Raw genomic sequence first — 2,229 nt, forward strand, 5'->3', positions numbered from 1 at the left:
CCCGCGGCGGGCGCCGCGGCGGGGCCGCACTCGCGCCGGCGCGGCGCGCGGCGCCCGCCGCGCCGGCTCCTCCGCCGGGATCAGCACATCCTCGGCGTCCCGCCGCAACACCAGCAGATCGGCGGCAGCGCCGGGCGCGAGCGGCGCCGCCTCCCTCCCCGCGCCCAGCACCTCCCGGCCGGCGATGGTGGAGGCCTCGATCAGCGCCGGCAGGGGCCAGCCCTCCTCCAGCCCGGCGCCGCGATGGAGCATCCAGTTGAGCCGAAGCTCGCGCAGCGCATCGTCGTCATCGTCCACGCTGAAGCCGTCGAGGCCGGTCACCAGCCGGACACCCCGGCGATGCATCTCCGCCGCCGGGGCGATGCCGTTGCGCAGGTTGAGGTTCGACGAGGTGTTGATGCTGACCGCCACGCCGCGCTCGGCCAGCAGCGCCATCTCCTCCGGCCGCAGATGCGCCGCATGCGCGACCGAGAGGCGGGGCGAGAGCAGGCCGATCTCGTCGAGGAAGCGCAGCGGCCCCTGCGGAAAGGCAGCGTCCAGCCACGCGCGCTGGATCGGGCTCTCCAGCAGGTGCATGTGCACGCGCCGCCCGGTCAGCGCGCTGCGCTCCGCCACCAGCCGCAGCATCGGCGCCGAGCACCATTCGAGGCCGTAGGGGCCGTACTGCACGTCCACCAGCGGATCGTCGAGCTCAGCCGCCAGGTCCTCGACCAGCGCGAGCTGAGCCTCAGGCGACGCCGGGGCGCGCAGCAGGCGGCCGCGCACCGCCTCCGCCACCTCCGGCGCGAGCGCGGACAGCACCATCTCGTCCGGCGCGTAGCCGAGCGCGTTCTCGTCGCGCAGCGCGACCGCGATGGCGACGCGCACGCCCACCGTTCGCGCGGCACGCGCGACCTCGCGCAACTCGGCGGCGACGCGGGCGGGATCCTGCGGGCGCGTGTAGTGCACCATGATCGCGCCCACGCCCGACAGCGCCTGGCGGCCGAGCGCATTCGCGACGACCAGCCAGGGATCGGCGACCGGCGCGCCGGTCATCACCGCGAGCCACATCTCGAGCGGCAGGTCGAAGGCGCCGAGCGAGGTCGGGCGGACGCCGCGCGCATGGTCATGCGCGTTCGCCAGCGGCGGCAGGATCCAGTGCGCCGCCGCGTCCTCCGCCGCGACCGGCACCGCTTCCGCCACGCGCGCCGAAGCGAGGCCGAGGCGCTGCGGCGCGCAGCAGAGGCACCCGGCCCCGGGGCGGATCACCCAGCCGCTGGCCGCCTCAGCCGGCATGCAGCCCCATCAGCCGCGGCAGAACCAGCGCGAGATCGGGCCAGAGCGCCACCACCACCGCGACCAGCGACATGGTCAGCAGATAGGGCGCCAGCGCGCGCGAGAGCGCCGGCAGCGATCCGCCCGAGATGCCGAGCACGATGTAGAGCCCGACGCCGAGTGGCGGCAGGAACAGCGCGATCCCCATCACGGTCGTCATCACCAGGCCGTAATGCAGCAGGTCGATGCCGAGCTCGCGCGCGATCGGGATGAAGACCGGGATGATCATCAGCATGCCCGGGATGCCGTCGAGCAGCGCGAAGAGGATGACGAAGACGACCAGGCTGAGCAGAAGGAAGCCGATGCGCCCGCCGCCGATCTGGTCGATCAGCGCGGCCAGCGCCTGCGGCACCTGCTCCACCGTCAGCAGCCAGGCGAGGATGTTGGAGCCCGCGATCATCAGCATCACCGCGCCCGTGGTGACGCCGGAACGCACCAGCGCGGCCCAGAGGAAGGCGGGCGTCAGCTCCCGGTGCAGCGCGCCGGCCAGCATGGCGTAGGCGACAGCGACCACCGCGGCCTCGGTCGGCGTGAAGACGCCGCCCAGGATGCCGCCGAAGATGATGGCCGGCAGGCCGAGCGCGAGGCCCGCGGCGCGCAGCAGCACCAGCCGCTCGCGCCCCGGCACGCGCGGCTCCGGCCGCGGGCCGGCGGCTTCCAGCCTGATGTGCAACAGCAGCGCGCCGGCCATGACGCAGGCCGGCAGCAGCCCGGCCGCGAACAGCGCGGCGATCGAGGTGTTGGTGACCGAGCCATAGACCACCATCGTCAGGCAGGGCGGCACCAGGATGCCCATGCCGGCCGCGGCGGCGACCACGGCGCCGGCGCGCGCCGGCGCCCCGCCCATCACGCGCCAGCGCGGGGTCATCACCCAGCCGCCCGCCGCCGCCACGGCGGTGGTGCTGCCGCGGGAGC

2 protein-coding genes are annotated in these 2,229 nt (G+C 75.0%); both read right to left on the minus strand.

Annotated elements, in window-relative coordinates; translation table 11 throughout:
- A partial coding sequence (locus tag AC1MIR_RS24105; RefSeq protein ID WP_480030708.1) for an amidohydrolase family protein occupies positions 1-1,275 on the minus strand: 1,275 nt, incomplete at its 3' end.
- A partial coding sequence (locus AC1MIR_RS24110) for a TRAP transporter large permease subunit (protein ID WP_480030709.1) occupies positions 1,265-2,229 on the minus strand: 965 nt, incomplete at its 5' end. The genes AC1MIR_RS24105 and AC1MIR_RS24110, both read right to left, overlap by 11 nt.

The organism is Falsiroseomonas sp. RANM36 (genome assembly GCF_056682175.1).